Below are 20177 nucleotides of genomic sequence, written 5' to 3' on the forward strand. Positions count from 1 at the left end.
GGCATCATTTCTTGTCGTTAAAATGGGCATCATAGAAGACAGGTTCGCCAACTGACCCACGGTCCAGCCAGACGTCTTTCAGGGTCGGCTTGGTCGCCAAAGTTACGTCCAGCACAGTAAGGCCAATAACGGGTGCCTCATCCACGATCTTCCGTTCCGCCTGCTGATAAAGGGCGGTACGTTCAGCTCCATTGAAATTCTGTTCCGCCTTTTGAATGATGTCCCAAAGCATCAGATCCTGGTAGCGTGAGGGATTGAAGCGATTGGGCTCGCCATTCTGATCGGGCTTCCACGAGATCCGGAATATCTCAGCGCCGGGGGCAACCCAATAGAGGAGAACGACCTCATAATCATCGGGGCCGAGGTTTTTCCCGGCGAAGAAGTCAGCCGGATTGGTGGGTTGAAGACGTACGTCAAAACCGGCCGCCCTCGCCTGCTGCTGGACAACTTGCAAGGCTTGCTCGCCATCGGGCTTCAGAAAAGCGTACGAATAGGAAATGCGCACGATGAGCGGACGACCGTTCTTGACACGAACGCCCGTAGGATTGCGCTCAGTCCAACCCGCCTGATCAAGCAGCTGATTGGCCTTGCGAATATCGTACCCATAGGACTGCCCGAGTTCAGGCAGGTATTCCGGCGAGCTCTGACTTAGCGCACCGTTGCCTTCGAACGGTAAAGAGCCGAGGAAGGATGTGTCGACCGCGGCCTTTCGGTCAGTAGAATAGGCAAAGGCCTTGCGGACGAGCACGTCGTCAAATGGGGGCCGGGCCGTATACAATGCGAGGCGCAGGGGGGTGCCCCCCGTCAGGTGCCGCAATACTGGAAAGCGGAAGTTGGCGTCCTTCCATGCGACAGCCGGAATATCGTATATGGCATCGGTCTCCCCCGCGATCAGCGAGCCGTATCGGACAGTCTGATCGGGCAGAAACTTCCAACTGATCCCGTCAACGTAAGCCGGCCCCTGATGTCTGGCGGTGGCCGGCGCCGAATTGTAGTCGGGATTGCGGCGGAAGATGACTTCTCGCCCATGGTGCCACTTGTCGACAATGAATGGACCTGAACCGACGGGATTCTCGCAATTGACCGCAAGTCCACGTTTGAGTGCCGATGGCGAGAGAATGCCTTGTGAGGATTGGGCGAAGACGTTCAGCAAGGGCTGGAACGGCACCTTCAATTTTACCTGCAACCTCAGAGGAGCAATTGCTCTTGCCGATTCGAAGCTATCGCCGAGATAAGGAGCGGCAGTCGGATTGCGAAGATCGGGGTCATTGCTGAGCCAACCATTGATATTGTCAGCGATGGCCTGCGCATCGAGGGCAGTCCCGTCGGTAAACTTTACATTCGGTTTTATCTCGAATGTGTACACCTTTTTGTCGTCGGAGATGGTCCAAGACTCGGCCAGCCATGGCAAAATCTTGCCGTCCTCGTTGCGCGCAACCAGATTATCGCTGTACTGGCGTTGCAGATACCATTGTTGGACCCATCCTCCGAACAGGCAGGCAGGCTCTTGAAAATGCCCATAGCGAATAACGCCTCCTCGCTTTACGCTGCCGGCTAAGCCTTCCTGCGCATGAACGCTGGGCGCCAATTGGGACAGGCCCAAGAGCATGACAAGGGTAGCCGCCAGTGTTCTTGCTCGAGGGTTGAACTTGCCAGTGAAGCGCCTCGCTGACCGCGCATTCGATAAATGCATATCCGAGCTCCAGAGATTTGGTGTTGAGGAAGCGTCAGAGCGGTGAGCTAGCTGTGGCTCGTGCCGGCTCGAACGGAGTAGAAATGCCGAAATGCTCTCGCAATGTCTGTCCCAGATATTCTTTGCGAAACAGCCCGCGCTTCCGCAGGATGGGAACCACATTGTCGACAAACGCTGAAGTGCCATCGGTGAGAACATCCGGAATAATGTTGAAACCATCGACCGCGCCGGCGCGGAACCATGCCTCAATCGAATCCGCGATCTGCTCGGGTGTACCCACAAGCAAGCGGTGGCCAAAAGCTTGAACGCTGCTGATGATCTCGCGAACCGTCCGACCTTGACGCGCCAGAGCTTCAATCGTGCGATGGTGACCGACAGAAAACGGAACATGATCTGCATCAGGCAGAATCTCCTCCGGGATTGGCCTTTCGAGGCTGAGCTTCTCGACCGCCACACCCATGCTTCTTGCAAGGGCGCCAATGGCGCGCTCCAGATCGAGCAGCCCATCAAGCTTTTCTTTGCGACGAGCCGCTTCTTCCTCGGTGCCCCCGATACAGGTGACAAGGCCCGGCAGGATGAGCGGAGCCGCAGGGCGGCCGAATTGCCGAGAGAGCGCACGCAGGCGCTCTGCCTCCCGCAGAGCCGTCGTCAAGTCCCCGGCGGCCGCAAACACGACATCTGCACTGCGGGCACCAAGCCGTAGTCCGGGCTCCGAACCGCCCGCCTGAACGATGACTGGGTGACCTTGGGGCGAAGCGGGATGCGTCAGTGGGCCTCGGATGCCGAAACTATTGGTATCGGGATCGAGCAGGCGGAATTGACTCTGATCTGCGTAAACTCCCGCAGCCTGATCGGCGATGACCACCTCGCCGCTCCAGCTCAGCCAGAGAGCACGGACCGTTTCAACGAAGTCCTCGGCCCGTCTGTAGCGATCCGCTCGCCCGACTTCTCGACCGCCAAAGTTCGCTACCGTCGCCGGGCTCGACGTCGTGACTGCGTTCCAGGCAACGCGGCCACGGCTGATGACATCGAGCGATTGGAAACGCCGAGCGAGATTGTATGGTTCATTGTAGGTCGTCGACGCTGTCGCGATCAGGCCAATCCGCTGCGTTTCGCGTGCAATCACCGCAAGAACTAGGGTGGGTTCGAGCCCATTCAGCGGTGGCTGGTGCGTAATGTCGAAACTTATCGCAGGAGTATCGGCGAGGAATACAGCATCCAGCAGACCACGCTCCGCAACCTTCGCAGCCCGGACGTAGTGCTCGATATCGAAAAAGGCGCTTGGATTTGTGCCCGGCCAGCGCCACGCGGCGGAATGGCCACCAGCGCCATGAAGATTTAGGCCAAGATGAAGCATGGAGTTAACCGAAGACATCACAGCCCCGAATGCGGCCTCGGAGCCACTTGGTGGGCCCTTGAGGACAAGTCAATCTCGGCGACCGCCCCGCCCTTTCGCGCAAGCTCACGCTGGATGTGCGCCGGGCAACAGATTTGAGGCATGGATACAAACCGTCGGCTGATGCTAGAGGACTCTCACCGAAGAAGATTCGGCTACGTGCTGTGATGTTCTGCGCGCGGGCGCAGCTCAAAAGAGCTTCGACCACGGTAGTTGCCGATTGACGCCGTCCTGACAGCCAGTTTCCAGCGGCTAGATGATCCCACACGAGTACACTCACATCGGAGCTCCAGAATTCATCAGCAAGCCAGCTGCTCCTCAGTAAGGTGTTCTGATGCCCATTCGCGATCGGACGTTTTGGACTCGCGATCGGGCGAGCAAGGATCGACTAGAGGATCTTTAGAGGTCGAGACCACGCAAACGCAATAGTTGAGTATTTCAATCTACTATCGTCTGTTGGCATCCCCTTCTATTGCGACGTCTATCTGTCCATCGCTTAGCCCAAATGGTCTCTGATCACGCTTCCCGAACATGCGCTACGTGATTGCAGCGACTTTAATTGGCAGCGCCCGGCTCAAAGCGAAGGACACGAATTGATGCGCTCGAGAACACACGACAGATTTGGCGAGACATTGTTGATCGCATGCTGCCCCGTTGCAAAGCGACATCCGATCAATAAGGCCCCGCCAAGCAACCATCTAATATTGCGATGAAACATTCTAGATTATAGATGCCTCGGTAAGGCAATGCTTTGGGTGCTGAGCTTTGTTCTGCACCACCGTGGCGCCCGCTGCATTCGAAGATCCTGCGGATCTTCGCTTGATTGTCTTGCAGGCGCCGCATGTTCTCGCTTTTTCTATCGGTATGATGACCGACCGCGACTTTGCAAGAATGCCCGTCCTCGAGGCCCCCTTCGTGAGCGCGCTCGCTATGTGCACCGGACTCAGTCACTTTTGACGACAGGCTGCCGTGGAGCGTCAAACATCGGGAGCATCAACGTTCACGAAATCACTCAGTTGGGGTATCGCAGTGCGTCTCTTACCGGTAGGTGAGGTGGGGCGCGCCTGTCGTGATGACTCGCGCGCGATCAGCTTCATCAATGCCAGTTCGATCCGTGCTAGCCTCGAGGTCTGCGGCCATCTCCGGCGAGAAAGATCAGGGACGACACGCTCCGCGCCAGCATGGAGGACGACCGCAGCCCCGGCGTTCCGACCTAAGTCATCACCGTCCTGCCGTTAGCAACAGGAGTGCAGCCCGCGAGCGCCAAGAGCTGCTTCCTTCGGCCATCCCGGCTGGTCGTTTTGGATCGACCCAGGAAGACTGATGCTATCAATTTTCATGCGTCGGTGCCTGGGATCTATCGCTACTTTGACCGGAAACGCGCCGGGGCTCGGAGATGGGAAGGAGGGGCCGATACGACGGAGCGCGGAAATTGCCCTGCGCCTACAGGTCACACCAAAGGCTTGTGCGGCGATATGTTCGTAAGGCGCGACCAACGTTGTCGTGCATTGTGTGGCGCATCGGCTGCAAACGTCAACGCCCCGTTTTTCTTTTCCGAACTGAGGCGCCCGTGCGCCATTCTTTGCCGCCGCGGGTTCTATGCGCCCGAATCGTTTGTGGCCCAGCCAAGTCTGGTTGGCAGTTCAACGTTTCGCGGCCGTACAGCCTTCTAATGTTGAGTTTGGCCACTACCCGTGTGTTGCGGATGCCTGGATCGGAGTCGCACGCCCGGCTCTTTTTTTTTGCGACCAGCGCCCGGCGCACCCACGCGACGCCTCGCATCAGCAGTCCTAACAGAGGACAATGAGCTTCACGCCACCCCGGCCCGGACACAAGCCTGACGGCTGCGGCCAGACTCAGCTGTTCGGATCCAGCTAGCATCTTGACGAGCATTTCAAGGAGATCCACTCGGAGCCGATGCAAGCTGGCCCAGGCATACTTCTCCACGCCGCTCAAGCTCACCGATAGCAGCGCTTCCGCCGCGCTGCTTCTCCCCGGACCTTCACACGGCCCTGCCGTGGAGCGGATAGTGACGATGGCCGTATCTCACAAACTCTGCTCCGCAATGAACAACAGCTCGCGGGGGTAGTCGGAAAGGACCCCGCGTTTTCTTCAAGCAATGAGTCTGGTCAGCTGTTCGACAGCTAAGCCTTCTAGCATGGCAGCATCTTTATCCGGACAGCAGGCCGACTTGATGGCCCAAACTCTGGAACAGAAGAATGACTTGGATCGGCAGTCAGTCCGACCCGTACGCCCTCAACACACCGATCGGTTCGAGAACCGGAGCCGGTGCGCTTTTATCGACATTGCGGGCGTCTCGGTTCTGATCCTTATCGGATCAACTTCGTACGAATGATAGTGACAAGGCTACCAAAGGGAGACCGACATGGACCCATTTGAGGACGTCAACCGATCCGAGGCTCGGATGAATTACCTCGAGCCGCAACAAGAAGAGACAGCGCAAGCAGACTTTGAGCAGCGGCTTAGAGAGTCTCAGCCAATCCTCGCAGCATTGGCTTCACCCGGGGCTGGATCGAGCCGGACGGTAACGGACGGTAACAAGAAAGCGCGAGCTATCCCGGAGAATGAAAGGTGCACGGCTGCATCCTTTGTCAGAACACGCGCTCAACTTGCCGCAACGCTGGCGTGCGCTAACATTGCGGAACTCAGAAGAGAAATCGAACTCGCTGCGCAAAGATCAGCAAGATGGTCACGAGCGAGTGGATCAGTCGACCGCGTCGATAGTGGCCGCGTTTACGACGACGTGGTGGGATCGTCATACGTGGAGCTGGAGCGCTTTCAAAACCACGCCAGCCATTGCAAGCCACATGCGTTGGACCGCCAAAGCGCGATGGCCCATTTGCGTTCCATGGCCGCTTTGCGTTACGAGGCCGCCCCCTGGAATATCTGGGGAGGCCAACGACTTGATCTGGGTCGCGCAGCGGCAGAGCACATGAGGGGAGATACCAGTTCTTCGCCTTTTGTGTCGTTGTCCGAGGAGGCCTCACAACTGCTCCTTTCGCCGGACGATGACAACGAGTATGGCGCCAAAGCAATTGCGGAAAACGCGAATGAGTTGCACACCTACACGGTGCCGAGGGTCACAACTTGGACGGCGGAAGACATCGTCAGTATTCTCGAGGACGGGACTGAGAATGATGAACCCGCTCTGGCATGGGTGAGTGATACCCCAACTGAGGAGCGTGAGGTACTATTTCTGGGCGGGAACCTAGATGACTATCGAACCGCTAGCGCATCTAATCCATACAAAAAGTCAGGAACAAACGACTGAGTGGTACAGGCGTCGGAAAGGGTGATTTGCATTTTCCGACGCTCGGAAAACTCAAAGGTAGCGTTTCACGCTACGAATGATACTCCGGTCCAACTGCGCCGCGGACTGGCCGCGTACCGCGCTTGGAAACATGAGAGTTTCAGCCCGAACCTGTATCGTCTCTAAAAGTTCGCCGCACTTATCCTCTGGTTGTAACGGCCCTTGCCGATCATTGCTCATTCTAGCTTTCCGCCTGGCCAGGTCAGGTTTTGCGAAGCTAAGATGAGTAGCAATAGAACGCGGTAGCCATGCCCGCCGACCACAGCATGGATCGATACAACGCGATCAGCCCAACCGATGGCCGCGCTCCCCTCTTCCGTTGGGTGCAATCTGGCTGAAAGAGGTGCTTGTCGGCACCGCGGGCAACTGCTCAAGCTGCCGAAACCACAGATCGTTTGCTCAGAGAGCTTAGATCTGCGCCCGAACGCAGTTTACGAGCGGTGAGCAAACCCATAGCGGCGAGCCCAGATGATCTTAAGCGGATGGCTCAATCACCTTGTGGCTGCATTCGGCAGCACTGAGATTTCAGGTAAAAGGATCCCAAAAGAGGCGGATGAAAGATACGAGCGCATCCTCGGGGTCCAGGCTCGCGTGTCATCATCGCGAGCCCGCGGCTGCATCGACTTGGAAATAATTCTTACGATGATCGTAGACAGCGTGAGGACGTCCTTGGCGAGCTCATCTGAAGCGCTCAACTGAGAGCCTTGGCTCCACCCCACACGACGACTGCCTGAACCGCCGATCTTCCAATCCCTGAGATTTGAATGGAGATCGGCGGCCATCATGAGTTACCTGAGCATCAAGTCCGTGCAACTTGATCCTCGTCCGTCGAAACGACCGTCAGAAACACTCTGATCGTTCCTGACGATCGAAAGGCTCCGCATCCGTGCGAAGGTGCCCGCACGATTAAAGGATCAAGTCTTTGAAGGGCCCTCTGCTCTGTGCTCTTCGTTACCAGATGAACTTTGCGCCATCCGGCAGTTCGCAGATGAATTCGCCCTGGTTCACCAGTTCGGTGGTCCCGACAACAAGTTTCGAGGCTCGCACCGTCAGCTTGCCTTCGCGGCTAAGGCTGTGGCGGATGTACTCGGTCACCGCGTGTCCGGAGCTGTCAACGGTTTGATGAGCATTGGCGAAGCTGATGCCGTTCTGGACGGTCACCCTGAAGGCATTGATGACCAGACCGGCCTGCGTCGCCGACGCAGGCTTGCCACCCTCCGCGGTGGTACAGCGGCTCATGTCCAGTATCAGCTTTACATTCTTCCCCGCCTGGAGGGCACTGAGCACCTCGGTGTATTTCGGCGAGGGCTCATCGGCGCTCGCCGGCGCGCTCACGCTCGCGGCCAAAAGCAAGGACAACAGGATCATTAGTGCTCGGCCAGTAAACTTCATATGCTCTTCTCCCTCGATAAGTACCGCAGATTGCGCATTTAAAGACGTCGTGCTCGCAAGCTGTTTGTCTGATTCCAGACACAACGCGCGCTCGCGTCTGTACAAAAGCAGCCTGTCGCAACGAGGCGCAAGTCGCTGTGATAGCTATTCCGACATCACAACCTCGTAGGTCAGGTTTGCTGAAGTGGCTTAGCTTCGCGCGCGTCGACTACAACGATCTGCACAGGGTCGCCCTCCGCTTGGAAACAACAAAACGGAAGCCGGTTGCGCTTCTCCGTCGCAGTCCGCACGGGCGAGATAATGCAGTTCTCACATCTGCATAAGGAGACGATCTCCGAAAGAAATTCGACCAGCCGCAAGCGCCAGTTCGTCCGTCTTGCTGTGCAAGGGCCGTCTCCCCAGATGAAGCGTCCGCAATGAGGTGGTGGAGCGAACCCGACGCGGGGTCCGAAAAAGCTCACTCAGGGGACCCGATCTCGGCCTGATCGAACAGCAATGCCGGAAGGCACAAGGCAGCACCGTACTATGATCCCTCGCTTCGCGCGGCTTCCGTCCATCTGACCATTCGCCTCGCTGACTGAATCTATTCGACTCATTCCAAAGCTAAATCACCTCCTTCCTGGTCCGTCAGCTTCTCGAAAGCTGCACCTGCAACAATCTACGCCGACCGCCTGCACTTCGAAGGGAGAGAGAGATGAATGTTGATCCAGCAAATGCCGCAGACACTCCCTTTGAGGTTTACAACCCGCTAGAGGAGCCGCGCCGGGTCCACGGGCCACAGGACGAGCTTAACACCCAGATCGGCGCACCGGCGCCCAATTCAGACGATCAAGCAAGCTTCGAGCAGCAGCTGAATGACTTGAATCCAGACGACGTCGATTCGGTCTACCCAACCTCGGCTTCAGTCCCCATAGCGGCAAATTCCGCCGCCGCCAGCTCCTCGTCTGCGCCAGGCGCGGCGGCCTCGGAAAGCAGTCGCTATCCAGCCCCATCATTTGTCAGCGCGCGCGCCCAGCTTGCGGCAACGCTAATGGGCGCCACGCTTCAAGAGCTCAAGAACGAGATCGCCCTCGCCGAAAAGCAATCAGCGCGATGGGCGCCAGCGAGGGACAACGGTGTCGACCGGGATCGCATTTTCGACAATATAGCGGCATCGACATATCTCAAGCTGCATCGTTTCCAGAACCAGGACAGCGATTGCAAACCGCGCACGGAAGACACCACATCTGCAATATCACACGTCCGTAACACGGCGCGAGATCATTCTTCCATTGGAGATCCTCTGGAGCGATATCCCCTGGACCTGGCACGCCAGGCTGGATGGCATATGCGCGGTAAGACCGCTTCTCCATTCGTGTCGTTGGTCGAAGACCCTTCGAAACTCAGCGTCTCCCGAGACCACTGGGCGAGAGCGATTGCAAACAATGCCGACAAGCTGCATACCTACGTCGTGCCGAAGTCTGCGGTCTGGACGCCCGACGACGTACTGAGCAGTATTGGCCTTGCAATGAATGTGGAGGATAGCGACAACATCGATGCGGATGTGGATTTGATGTGTTCGCTTGGCAGAACGCCAACTAGTGAGACAGAGCGCTTGTTCCTGGGCGGCAATTTGGAAAGCTATCGAGTCGCCAGTAAAGACAATCCCTTCAAGCGGAAGACTGGAGAGTAACGATCAGTCAACTGGCGACTGCGCCATGCTCGTAGGTCCCTTAATGCTGACTAGATGACCACCGGAAGGAAGGGTCGTCCCAGCGAGCCCGCTTCAGGAACAACGATAATGGCTTGGCCACAGGCTCTGATACCTATCCCTTGACCCGCGCGAGGGACGGAGGGGCGCCCACATCCCAAAGAGGTACCCGATAGTGTGGCGGAGGACGCACTCGTGCCATTGTTTGTTCTTGCCCGGCCTCGTTCGGGTGCTGCGGCCTCCTCGCATCGACCCAGCCGCCGCCGACACATTTGGAAGAAAGTTCAGATGAGGTGAGCCACTAAAGCCGCGCATCGATCGTTTCCGCAGCTCGACCTGCCATTGATGGTGCGATCAATCGCAAGAGCTCGAACGCGATCGCATCAAAGACCAACTCAATAGAGTCTCGCTCACGCGGCAAGCCGTGCCGTCGCACAATTGTCTATTCGCTACCTGGATGCGTTCCATCAAAAGAATCGATTTTGCCGATCTTGCCTAAAAGCTCCATAGTCGATCGTGATGTATGGAGGCAGCATTCAAGAATGTCGTTTCGCAATTCTTCCAGTCCCTTGCCGATCAAATCAGCTTGCGAGCTCCGGCGCCTGCATCCCATAGGTTAGCTCCTGCGCCTCGCATAGAAGCATCACGGGGCGCCACTGTCTCCCTGCTGAATTCGCACGCACAAGGTCGACCGCTCGACAGCGACGTCACACTTAAAGGGCCAGCAAAGACGACCGCCTTCACACACTGCCATCGCCTTTGGCTCAAGCTACGCTTTGATTGGACCGACGAAATGCTCACGACATTAAGGAGAGGGACGCGCGCTACGCGCAACTCGATAGTTTGGTTAGGACGTGTCGTCGTGGCTAAAGACTCCTTGCGAGTTCGAGAGCACCGCTACGGACCAGCGGTCAAAAGCACTTGAACCTCACCTAGCGTCAGATTGTAGGATTTCTGACAGTCGCGACACCGACCCCGCTCGCGTGAACTCTTCCTGACAGGTAGCAAGAATTGCGAACGTCTCAAAAGAACAATGCTCCGCTGCGCCGCCCAATCATGCTGCTGAATAGCTCCTCTCCAGGGCCAGCGTCCCACACCGCCTATGTGGAGATCGAAGGACGCAGCGCCGATCCTATCCCAAGCGAATCAAGATGCGCCGTCCGAGAAGAACGCTGGCGGCCGCTATCTCGGCCTTGCGGGGCACACTCCAACTCCGAAATCGAGATCCGATCATGGCGCTGTGCACTCCGTGAGGCGAAGTGGTTCTGGTGTAGGCACTGGGATCTATGCGCGATCGCAAAACTGTGGAGCTCGGTCCTGCAATCGCTCGCAGCTTTCGCTGGGCTACGACATGTGCAGGGACCTCGGGCGCGTCAGAACTTCAGCAGGGTTGACACCTTGCGTGCGAACAATTGCGAGCGAGAGGGTGCTCTTCCGGCCGCGATGGGCATTGATCGTTTCGGCGTGCATCTCGGCCTGTGAAGCCAGTGGCCAGATGCCTCGCGTGATGTGTCCTTGAATACCGGAAAGACTTGCACTGTCGTGACTTCACGACACGACAGGCTCGACAGCCCAGCAAGACTGGCCGCAGACCAAGACGAATTGGGGAGTTTCCATGTCGGTTTCGCTCATCTGTTCAGCCACAAATCCGATCGTCTCCCGCGCTTGGGTTTCGCTTGCGCGGCTCGGCGCTATTCGTACTGCGGGGGCCGGGTCAGTGCGTGCAAGAACGGCCGTGATCGGCCCACGGACGCGTCAGCGGGCTGCCGCGGCTGTCACCCTCTTAAACAAAATCAGATCTGGCATGAGGGGCATGTTGAGCGGCGCCCACGCCGTAAGCAGGCCGCAGCGGTCCGTGGTCCATCCGCCAACAATCGACCCGCAGATATTGATCGCCAGTCAACATGCTCCGCCCTTTCGTTTCGGGCTGTCCAAACTCACGCCAGTCCAGCCTCCTCTCAGTTCCATCGAGCCCCATGCTCAATCGTGACGCGCTCAGATCTTCGTGGATGGACGAGAGGCAATGAAATGCGAATTCTCCTGGTTGATCACCATGCGGACTTTGCCCGCCACGTGAAGGAAGTGCTGTTAGGTTGCGGCTTCGCCGTTGACGTAACACGCACGCTGGATGAGGCGGCGGCCGCGCTCGATTGCGCGAACTACCACATGGTCCTGCTCGAATCGACTTTGCCCGATGGAGACGGATTGGACTGGCTGAAGCAGTTGCGGCGCGAGGGACGGTCAATGCCCACCATGATGATGAGCAGTCTCAATGATCTCGGCCGGCGGATTGCGATTTTTAATGCGGGCGCGGATGATTTTCTGCCTAAGCCCGTGGCTACCGACGAACTCATTGCTCGCATGCGAGCGATTCTGCGACGGTCAACGCAAATGACGGCGCCGGTCGTGACATTCGGGAATCTGCATTTCGATCCGATCGCGCGACAAGTCTCGGTTGGTGGTCGACTCCTCAGAATTGCGCGCCGTGAAGTGTGCATTCTTGAACATCTGCTCAATCGCGCGGGGCGTACCGTGCCGCGCGCATCGCTCGAAGATAGCTTGTATACATTTGACGACGAGGTCTCGACCAATGCGCTGGAAGTCGGGATCTATCGCTTGCGCACGCATTTGAGCCAGGCGGGTGCAACGCTCAGGATCAAGACCGCGCGCGGTGTCGGTTACACCCTTGAACTCATTGGCGCAGCCTCGGCTGCCTAGCCGATCGAACTTGAAAGCGACACTCCCTTGAACATCGTTAACAATGCCGCCGGCGCTGACGAGCCGTCCATGGTGGCAGGCCGCTCGCACTGTGCCACTTTTCGCCGCCTCTGGTACACCCTGTGCGCAGTCGCTCTGTTATTTCCGTTTGCTGCCACAGCTCAGACAAAGCGAGATGGCACAGCAGAACAGCCACGCGCGGCGTCTGGCAGCACCACCGGCACGCTCAGCCTTACTTCCTCACAGGGCAAGACAGTTCATCTGACCGGACCGGCTGCGAGCATTTTTGTCGCCGACCCGGCGATTGCGGACTATCAGGCGCCCTCAAACACCACGATCTTCGTCTTTGGCAAAAAGGCGGGACGGACCAGCCTGTTCGCCCTGAACGACAAGGGAGAGGCTCTGGCTGAGCTGCGTATTGTCGTTACCCAACCGATCGAGGATCTGCGGGCCGCGCTAAGGGCTGAGGTCGGCGACTATCCGATACAGGTCAGCTATACTCCCCGGGGCGCGATTCTTAGCGGGACCGCGCCCACTGCCGATGTCGTCGAGAACGCCAGGAAGGTCACTGAGCAGTTTCTTGGGGCGGGCGCGCTGGTTGCCAACAAGATCCAGGTGGCTGGCTCGTTGCAGGTGAATCTCAGCGTACGGGTGGCAGAAGTCTCCCGCAGCGCCGTCAAGGATCTCAATATCAACTTCACCGCCTCCGGCCCAAACGGCGCTTTCCTTATTACGGGAAAAGGGGGCGGGTCCGGCGCGGCCGGCGGCGGCGGCACGATCGGAATCGGGTTTAGTGCCGGCAATACCAATCTCAGCGCTGTTCTCGACGCTCTCGCGAGCGAGCACCTCGCCTCTATCCTGGCTGAGCCGAATCTGACGGCGATGTCCGGCGAAGCCGCAAGCTTTCTCGCCGGCGGGGAATTTCCCATTCCGGTCATGCAGGACAATCGACAGGTTTCCGTCCAATTCCGGCAGTTCGGCGTCAGCCTGGAATTCGTCCCAACTGTGCTTAGCAACAATCAGATCAATATACGTGTGAAGCCCGAAGTCAGTGAACTGTCGAGCCAAGGCGAAGTCAAAATCAATGGCATGGCGGTCCCTGCACTCTCGACGCGGCGCGCGAGCACCGTTGTGGAGCTTGCCAGCGGTCAGAGCTTTGCAATCGGCGGCCTCATCAGGCGCAACTTCAACACTGATATCGGCGAGTTTCCCTGGCTCGGCGATGTGCCGATCCTCGGTGCGCTGTTTCGCTCTTCATCGTTTCAAAAACGTGAAACCGAGCTGGTCATTATTGTCACGCCGTACATCGTGCGGCCGGCATCGAACCCGAACAAGATGAGTGCGCCGAGCGATCGCATCTCACCGCCCTCAGACGCGGGGCGCATTTTGACGAACACGGTGGCCCGGCCTCCGCGAGACCGCGATGCTCCTCGCACCAGCGCACCAGGATTGACCGGCAGTGCCGGCTTTATCATCGAATGAGGATCGTCATATGACCTTGCGACATTTGTGTCACTTGATCGCTATAGGAGCAACATTGGGTGGCTGTGCAAATAGTGCCTCGATCCATCTCGGGCCGGCTGAACAAGCAATACAGGTCGAGCAGAAGAAACGTATCTTGTTCCTGCGGAGCCTGCGTGGCTCCGAAAAGCGTCAACTGCGGAGCTTTATCGCGAACGCCAGTGGCGGCCGGCGGGATGCGCTCCATGTGGATGCCACCGGCTCACCCAGGCTCCTTGCCCAAGTGGCGCACGAGGCCCGCGCCATGGGCGTTTCACCTTATAACATCCGCCTGTCCGCTTCCCCCGTCGATTTACCGCCCCATTTCGGCGTGAGGATCGAGGCGATCACCTTTGATGCCCATCCTCCGATCTGTCCGTCGCTTTTGATCGTCGGACCAGCCGTGAACGACAATTCGTTCGAACCCACGCTTGGTTGCTCGACCAAAAACAATCTGGCAGTTATGGTAAACGATCCGCTCGACTTGCTGGATAATCGGTCTGTCATCACAAGTAATGGCGATCGCGCCGCCATTCCTCTGGCCAACTACGGTACCTTCGCCCCGCGTAACAAGAGCAACAGAGAAGATGGGGCAGGTACGGCAGCCCCGAACGCGGCGGGAACGACAGAACCGAATGTGCAGCCGCTCCGATAGCGATTTTTGGCGAATGTCCGGAAATCACAATCGCTGCTGCCATGTGGCTAGCAAGGAGAGGCGGCTCGATCGTGACACACAAACCCGCGCTATGTTTCGGGAGCGGTGACGATCAAGCGCAACGTGCTGCACAGCTTTCAGCGAGAACGGATGGCGGATCTTGTTCACCCGCACCAATGGATTTCGTCCAGAAATTCCACGTGGCGTGCGCGTGCTCAACAAGGCCGCCATCACCACCCTGAGCGCTTCGACAGTTAAACCGTGACCGGACGTGCCTAAGCGAGATCGAGGGCGGAAGACCGAGCCTACGATCTATGGGGCGTCTCCAAGAGGGTGACTTAGGCGTGGCGACCACGTCGGTCGTTTGGCTCCGCGCCGTTATGGCTATGGAGCACCCATTTGTGGCTCCAGTTCAGTAACGCGCTCGGCAGCAGGTCTGCATCATCGTCGTCCTATCCGATCAATGCAATGCCCTCTTGCGCGAGTACCACAGTTGCCCCGCGCTGGACGCTATGTAGGAGGCACATCGGATTAAGCGAACAATAACATGGTTTGTCCTGGGTGCCTGAATGCACGCGGCTTCAGGCGCGCGTTCCTGGGAATGCTGGTCAGGAACGCGCAAGAGTGCGCTCAATTCTGGTGCCGCCCATACCGATATCTCGTTGGTTCAAGGAGCGAGCGCCCCGTCGCCGCCTCACGCCCGACCTCCGAGTAATCGAAAGCCCCCGGATGGCCCGGTCCTCACGATCATAGCGCCGTGAAGGGACCGAGATCTGAAGATCAAGACGATCGCGAACGCTGTGGCGCATCACACCACCATTTCAGCTCAACACTTCAGTTGAAGACGCTGTTTTTCATCCGGCGCTTTCTTTTGCCTGCTCGAGCGATGCTACAGCGCACGCCGGCCATCATTCACATGTCATTCTACCTTTCCGCCGGGCCCCGTCAGATTTTGGAAAGCTAACGTGAGTAGCGAAATAACGAAAAAGCGATGCCAGCGGACTGACCATGGACCGATTCAACACGATCAACCCAGCCGATAGAGAGTCCACTGCGTCAGATGGCAGCGTGGAACAGCCGCAACAGCCGCATGTTGCGTTTGAGCAGCACCTGGCAGGCGCGCGAGAGGCGGGCCCCGTATATCCTCACGCGGCATTGTATGATGTCACTGACGAAGACGATCGCCTCATCCAGGCGGCATCGGCCGCTGCTCTCGATCGAGGGCCACCGCCGAGTAAAACCACCGTCGAAATTTATGATCGTCGGCTTCGCAAATTGGCCGACGCACTGAAGAAGTCTGGCAAATCAATCTCTGGGCTGGATGACGATACGTTGGCCGGTTACGCTAAGAAGCTGCTGCCAGGCGATAAGGTCATCGCCCCAGCATTGTCAATGGTCAGTCAGTACCGCGATCCTGACGCCGACGCTGGCCCCATCTCAACACATTATCGTCCTTCCAGGGAAGATGAGAGGCTCATCAGGAAGGCCGCCAACGCGGGTTTTGGTCGACGGATCGGCAAGAGAACGGCCGAGAGCTATGCGAGCCATCTGCGGAAGTTGGCGGTAGCGCTCCGACCCTTGTCCATGGCCGAGCTCAGTGATGATAGACTGCTTGGCCACGCAGATAAGTTGTTTCCAAAGGACAAGACGCTCGTCGCCGCCTTGAACGGCCTTCGGGATTATCGCGCGACTACCCTGCAGAACAATTTAGGCGGGGAAGGAGGCAGCTCGCGTCAGGTCATTCAGCCGTCCGCGCCCTCGCCCATGCCCCCGGCCGATGGGCACGCGATGGGGAGCGTCGCGGATGGGGGCGGCTCATTGCCGCCCGGGTTCGATGTTCCGCAGGTCAGGCATGCATTGGGTTTAGCGGCCCATTCTCCTATACAAAGTGTCGCCCAGGACGAGCTTTTCGATGCAGCGGATCGCGAGAACCTCGTGCCAGCGTCGACCTTCGATGCACCGGTGCCTTGGCCAACGATGAGTCCAACCATCCCCTCCCCGGTGCAAGGTATCGCTCAGGAAGAGCTCTTCGATGCCGCGGATCGCGAGAACCTCTTGCCCACCCCGGCCTTCGATGCACCGGCGCCTTGGCCAATGATGAATCTAACAATCCCCTCGCCCGTGCAAAGTGTCTCTCAGGAAGAGCTTTTCGATGCCGCGGATCGCGAGAACCTCTTGTTGGTCCCACCCTTCAAGCCGGTGCCTTGGCCAACGATGAGTCTAACCATCCCCTCGCCGGTTCAAAGTGTCGCTCAGGAAGAGCTTTTCGATGCCGCGGATCGCGAGAACCTCTTGCCGGCCCCGGCCTTCGATGCACCGGGGCCTTGGCCAACGATGACTCCAACCATCCCCTCGCCGGTGCAAGGTATCGCTCAGGAAGCACTTTTCGATGCCGCGACTTGGCAGCCGAGCTCGCGGCAGCCGAATTCCGCCTCTGAAGATCACCCTAGACGGATGATGGACCAAGGCGCTGCGGCCCAGACCACGCTTGAGCAGACGTTCGCGGCAGCCGGCGACGCCTTTGATGCGTCTTTGAGCGTTCCCGAGGATTTCTCGCACGGCACCCAGGCCGCGCCCAATATGATGCACACGCTTCGCCGCTGGGGCCTCCTGCCGGATGCAGCACAGCGGATAAAGACCTACGACATTCGCGGTGAACGCTATATCGCCGTCTTGGGACCGGGAGGGCTCAATGATGTTCGGCTCGTCCATCTGCGGTCGCCCGCTGTCGGCGATACGTTTGATGTTTCCTTCGCCGTTCCCGAGAATTTTTCCCATCGCACCCAGCTGGCCCCCGACATGATGCTGTCCACCTTGGGGGATTGGGACTTCTTGCCTGTTGCGAAACATCCAATCATGAACTACGAAATCGGCGGCGAACGCTACACCGCTATCTTGGGACCGGAAGGCCCCAAGGATGTTCAGCTCATTCATCACCCTCGGCCCGCTTCGCCGGGTGAAGCTACGCCTTCGGCACCGAGGACTTCCTCGGATATTTACGGCGGTCTTCCCGCCGGCTTTGATTCGCCGGCACCTTTCGAATGGCGTGAGGACCCTCCCTCGGCACTGGCACAAAGCCTTTCCCTGCCGTCTGCCGCACCGGCTTCAGGCCATCAACCCTTCCCCCAAGTGCCTGAACTGGGAGAGTTGTTGGGCGACGACTGGACGCACGGCCCCCAAGAGGCTTCGCCTGCCGTGATCGACATATTGCAGATCCTTGGCCTTCTGCCGAGCCGCGACGTCCCAATGACCATGTTTTTGATCCACGGTCAGCGCTACACGGCCGAAAGCCTAGCGGGAGGCGGCGTTCTTCTGTTCCATCGGCCATAATTTGGCTGAACGAGCGGCTCGTCGGCACCACAGGCCCGCTGAGAGCGTGCTCCAGATGGGAGCCGTCCTAGTTGATGATCAGCAGTACCGAGTCATCCGAGTGGCAGCCCCTCTAGCTGCCGTACAAGTCGACGTCCTCGAGGGTGCAGGCGCGGAAAGCAACTCGAAATCGGCGAACAAGTTGTTGCGCTTGGCGCCGCAGCTGATCCAGTGATCCGGTCGGCGAGCCGTGGCCCAGAGGCTATCTGGGCGAGCCTGTCGGCCCGTCGCGCAAGATCCCAGCGTCCGTTGGGCGCACTCTGCAGATCGCAGCGTCAGGACAGGATGATCTAGACTAGCCCCGCCGCATAGAGTGCTTTTGCGACCGACTCGAAATATTGCGAGGGAACCGGGTTGCCGAGCTTTGCTTGGCCGAGCAGCTGACGCGTCAGGACATCGTCATCCACAATGTTGAGGCGCAGCGCGCGCGCCTCACCAAGCAGCTGTGAAGCAGCTTCGCCCTCGCCACGGCAGACCAAGACCGGCACGCCGGTCTCGCCGCGAACATAGCGCAGCCCAATCAACGTTGCCGATCCCCGCAATATCAACGTGGCCCGACTGATGCCGAGCGGAGCCTCGTTGGCCGACTCTTGTCGCAGACGCCGGTGCTCACGCTTCACCTGCGGATTGCCCTGCTGTTCCTTGTTCTCCCGCTTGGCCTCGGTTTCAGTCATGCGCATGTCCTGCATAAATAGCCAGCGCTGGATTAGGAGGTCAGCCAATCCGCCGACCAGAAAAGCTCCAGCGGCAATCCCAGTCAGCAATTTAACCTCGGTGAAAACGAAGCCAAAACAGCTCATCCCGCAGACTGGCAGGTACACCAGCGCTTTCCAGCTGGCGGTCACCGTGAGAAAGAAAGTCGCACTAAGCAAAACCACTTTAGCCAGTGTCTTGCCAAGCTCGATGGCCGAACGTTTCGAGGCGATGCGTTTCAAGCCTTTGATTGGATCCAGTTTCTCGAGCTTCGGCTTGAGCGGCTCCGAAGCAAACATAAAGCCGCCATTGGCCAGGACATTGGCGAGAAGAGCTGCTGTGACGGCAGCAGCGAGCAACGGAGCGACGGTGGCAATCGAAAGTTCTAGCAAGCCGCTGAGCGCTTGTGGCACTGCGTTTGTGAACGGCTGCTCCTGCAATTTATCGACCAGTTGGACCGTCTCTTGCCACTTGTCCTTGATCGCACCCGCTCGCCACCACAGGCAGCCGAAACCGGCACAGGCGCTGACGCCGCTCACCAGATCCGAGCTGCGGGCGCTCTGCCCCTTCTTGCGGGCATCACGCAGCTTCTTGGGCGTCGGAGGAAGCTTTTTTTCCTCACTTGTAGAGCTCATTTCAACAGCTTCTTCAGATACTCAAGCATGTTGTTCGAGGTCAGGATTTCAGCTCCGGCGTATTCAAGCAGATAGACGGCGTAGCTAACCATGATGACCCCGAATGCAAGATTCTTGATCATTGGGGAGAGATCGTTCAGCTTGAGCTGAGATGCAAAACGGCCGAGTATCATGACTGAGACATCGACCAGCAGCAGCAGGGCCAGCACCGGCCCGGCAACTAACAAGGTCGTCATCATGATGCGATCGAGAAGGGCCAGACATTCCATTGCACCCTGCGCTGTCACGGCAGGCAGAAACTGATAGACAGGCCACACTAGGTAGCTGCCATAAAGGCCGCTCACCATGGTCTGCAGCCCGCCGACGAGTACGAAGATCGTAACTGCCGTAACGCCGAGAAAAAGCCCGGTCCCGGACGCTTGGCTGTGCGTCGCGGGATCCTCCCCCGCAACTTGGCTCGAAATTCCTCGTTGGGTATCGATGATGTCGCCGACTGCCTGTATGCTCCATAGTGGAATACTAAGCAGGATGCCGAGCATAAGACCGACGAACACCTCCTTCAGGCCAAGCATGGTAACGCTGACTAGGCGCGTGTTCGGGTCCAGGGTCTGCAGACCTAGCTTAATCTGAGCGAGGCACGGTAGGCCGATCGCAATCGTAAGGCTTCCCCGAACCAGACCGCTGATGCGCGGCCGGGTGAAGACCGGAAGCACCAGCATGATGCCGAGGGCGCGGGCCGCACTCAGGCCGGTTGCGGCGACGAGCTCGATCGTGCCCTGAACGAGAGCTTGCGCCTCCGCGGGTGACAGGCCAGCCATCCAAGCTCTGCTAATATCTTGCGGTGAGTGCTGGAAACTCGCTGAAGATGTGCTCGGCCTGGTCGATCAGTGGAGCACTGAGCACGGGAGAAAACCCGGCGAGCACGGCGACGACAACCAGAAGCTTGACTGTCAGTGGCAAGGTTTGATCCTGGAGCTGAGTTGCCGCCTGGATGAGGCCAATGATCAGTCCAGAGATGAGAGCTGCGAGCAGCGGCGGCAGAACCCAGATCATGAAGAGCACGAGCGATTGACTCAGGTGCGTAAGGATACTGGCTTCGTTCATG

At 58.3% G+C, this 20177-nt stretch carries 12 protein-coding genes; 6 read left to right on the forward strand and 6 right to left on the reverse strand.

Going from position 1 to position 20177, the window contains the following annotated elements; translation table 11 throughout:
- Positions 1-4: 4 nt before the first annotated feature.
- Together I6F12_RS24940 and I6F12_RS24945 are read right to left on the reverse strand one after the other, a co-directional pair.
- Complete coding sequence (locus I6F12_RS24940; protein WP_050991950.1) at positions 5-1693, reverse strand: ABC transporter substrate-binding protein; 1689 nt, start codon at positions 1691-1693, stop codon at positions 5-7.
- Between the two features lie 34 nt (positions 1694-1727).
- Positions 1728-3068 (reverse strand): NtaA/DmoA family FMN-dependent monooxygenase, encoded by a 1341-nt coding sequence (locus I6F12_RS24945; RefSeq protein ID WP_036043231.1) that lies wholly within the window; start codon positions 3066-3068, stop codon positions 1728-1730.
- A gap of 2407 nt (positions 3069-5475) precedes the next feature.
- Between I6F12_RS24945 and I6F12_RS24950 the strand changes: the two genes are divergently transcribed.
- On the forward strand, positions 5476-6381 hold the full coding sequence (locus tag I6F12_RS24950) for a hypothetical protein (RefSeq protein ID WP_225157468.1): 906 nt from the start codon (positions 5476-5478) through the stop codon (positions 6379-6381).
- Positions 6382-7371: 990 nt separating this feature from the next.
- On the opposite strand, the gene I6F12_RS24955 is transcribed toward I6F12_RS24950, so the two are convergent.
- A complete protein-coding gene (locus tag I6F12_RS24955; RefSeq protein ID WP_225157469.1) occupies positions 7372-7788 on the reverse strand; it encodes a VirK family protein in 417 nt (138 codons plus the stop codon).
- Between the two features lie 718 nt (positions 7789-8506).
- On the opposite strand from I6F12_RS24955, the gene I6F12_RS24960 reads away from it, so the two are divergent.
- The 5 genes from I6F12_RS24960 (at position 8507) to I6F12_RS24980 (ending at position 17705) form a co-directional block, all read left to right on the forward strand.
- Positions 8507-9484, forward strand: a complete 978-nt coding sequence (locus I6F12_RS24960) for a hypothetical protein (protein WP_225124629.1) — start codon at positions 8507-8509, stop codon at positions 9482-9484.
- Positions 9485-11530: 2046 nt separating this feature from the next.
- On the forward strand, positions 11531-12220 hold the full coding sequence (locus I6F12_RS24965) for a response regulator transcription factor (protein ID WP_036014804.1): 690 nt from the start codon (positions 11531-11533) through the stop codon (positions 12218-12220).
- A 27-nt stretch (positions 12221-12247) separates the two neighbouring features.
- Complete coding sequence (locus tag I6F12_RS24970; protein WP_036014812.1) at positions 12248-13702, forward strand: type II and III secretion system protein family protein; 1455 nt, start codon at positions 12248-12250, stop codon at positions 13700-13702.
- Positions 13703-13712: 10 nt separating this feature from the next.
- Positions 13713-14375: a CpaD family pilus assembly lipoprotein gene (locus I6F12_RS24975; protein WP_036014814.1), complete on the forward strand. Its 663-nt coding sequence runs from the start codon at positions 13713-13715 to the stop codon at positions 14373-14375.
- A 1008-nt stretch (positions 14376-15383) separates the two neighbouring features.
- The gene (locus tag I6F12_RS24980; RefSeq protein ID WP_225124631.1) at positions 15384-17705 is read left to right on the forward strand and encodes a hypothetical protein; all 2322 of its coding nucleotides are present in this window, start codon (positions 15384-15386) and stop codon (positions 17703-17705) included.
- Between the two features lie 329 nt (positions 17706-18034).
- On the opposite strand, the gene I6F12_RS24985 is transcribed toward I6F12_RS24980, so the two are convergent.
- The 3 genes from I6F12_RS24985 to I6F12_RS24995 are packed head-to-tail and all read right to left on the reverse strand — an operon-like array spanning position 18035 to position 20176.
- On the reverse strand, positions 18035-19072 hold the full coding sequence (locus tag I6F12_RS24985) for an EscU/YscU/HrcU family type III secretion system export apparatus switch protein (protein WP_036014818.1): 1038 nt from the start codon (positions 19070-19072) through the stop codon (positions 18035-18037).
- Complete coding sequence (gene sctT / locus I6F12_RS24990) at positions 19069-19890, reverse strand: type III secretion system export apparatus subunit SctT (protein ID WP_036014821.1); 822 nt, start codon at positions 19888-19890, stop codon at positions 19069-19071. The genes I6F12_RS24985 and sctT overlap by 4 nt, the downstream gene beginning before the upstream one ends.
- 10 nt (positions 19891-19900) lie before the next feature.
- Entirely contained in the window at positions 19901-20176 is a 276-nt protein-coding gene (locus tag I6F12_RS24995) for a flagellar biosynthetic protein FliQ (RefSeq protein ID WP_036014823.1), read from the reverse strand.
- Position 20177 lies beyond the last annotated feature (1 nt).

Origin of the sequence: Bradyrhizobium sp. IC4059 (assembly GCF_020193615.1) — a bacterium.
In the GTDB taxonomy this organism is placed as follows: Bacteria; Pseudomonadota; Alphaproteobacteria; order Rhizobiales; family Xanthobacteraceae; genus Bradyrhizobium; species Bradyrhizobium yuanmingense.

Excerpts from the sequence above, each read along its gene's own strand:
- I6F12_RS24980 (WP_225124631.1), top strand. The coding sequence starts at position 15,384 with ATGGACCGATTCAACACGATCAACCCAGCCGATAGAGAGTCCACTGCG.
- I6F12_RS24940 (WP_050991950.1), bottom strand. The coding sequence starts at position 1,693 with ATGCATTTATCGAATGCGCGGTCAGCGAGGCGCTTCACTGGCAAGTTC.
- I6F12_RS24975 (WP_036014814.1), top strand. The coding sequence starts at position 13,713 with ATGACCTTGCGACATTTGTGTCACTTGATCGCTATAGGAGCAACATTG.
- I6F12_RS24945 (WP_036043231.1), bottom strand. The coding sequence starts at position 3,068 with ATGTCTTCGGTTAACTCCATGCTTCATCTTGGCCTAAATCTTCATGGC.
- I6F12_RS24985 (WP_036014818.1), bottom strand. The coding sequence starts at position 19,072 with ATGAGCTCTACAAGTGAGGAAAAAAAGCTTCCTCCGACGCCCAAGAAG.
- sctT (WP_036014821.1), bottom strand. The coding sequence starts at position 19,890 with ATGGCTGGCCTGTCACCCGCGGAGGCGCAAGCTCTCGTTCAGGGCACG.
- I6F12_RS24995 (WP_036014823.1), bottom strand. The coding sequence starts at position 20,176 with ATGAACGAAGCCAGTATCCTTACGCACCTGAGTCAATCGCTCGTGCTC.
- I6F12_RS24950 (WP_225157468.1), top strand. The coding sequence starts at position 5,476 with ATGGACCCATTTGAGGACGTCAACCGATCCGAGGCTCGGATGAATTAC.
- I6F12_RS24965 (WP_036014804.1), top strand. The coding sequence starts at position 11,531 with ATGCGAATTCTCCTGGTTGATCACCATGCGGACTTTGCCCGCCACGTG.
- I6F12_RS24955 (WP_225157469.1), bottom strand. The coding sequence starts at position 7,788 with ATGATCCTGTTGTCCTTGCTTTTGGCCGCGAGCGTGAGCGCGCCGGCG.
- I6F12_RS24960 (WP_225124629.1), top strand. The coding sequence starts at position 8,507 with ATGAATGTTGATCCAGCAAATGCCGCAGACACTCCCTTTGAGGTTTAC.